Origin of the sequence: Pseudoalteromonas sp. GW168-MNA-CIBAN-0100 (genome assembly GCF_040309225.1) — a bacterium.
In the GTDB taxonomy this organism is placed as follows: domain Bacteria; phylum Pseudomonadota; class Gammaproteobacteria; order Enterobacterales; family Alteromonadaceae; genus Pseudoalteromonas; species Pseudoalteromonas arctica.
This window is the reverse complement of record NZ_JBEOOL010000975.1, coordinates 1-243: the sequence shown is the minus strand read 5'-3', so window position 1 is coordinate 243 and position 243 is coordinate 1. Positions and strand designations below refer to the sequence as shown.

Genomic DNA, 243 nt, shown 5'->3' with positions numbered 1-243 from the left:
ACTGTCAGGCACTTGATTACAACATTCAATTCTCTGGTAATGCAGACTTACAACCTGAAGAGTCTGAATCTTGGAACGTCGGCTTCATTTGGGCCCCTAGCGCAGAGTTTGGTTTAAGTGTTGATGTGTGGAGCATCACCCAAGACAATAAAATTGACCAAGAAGAGTTTGGTCCAATTTATGCTGCCGAGTGTGGTAACCAAAACAGTACTGTATGTGTTCGCTTACCGCCTACTAATGGTG

The 243-nt window shown here is 44.0% G+C and carries 1 protein-coding gene; it reads left to right on the top strand.

The annotated features are described in order from the left end of the window. On the top strand, positions 1-243 hold a 243-nt coding region (locus AAEY62_RS24245; protein WP_350637021.1), incomplete at both ends, for a TonB-dependent receptor.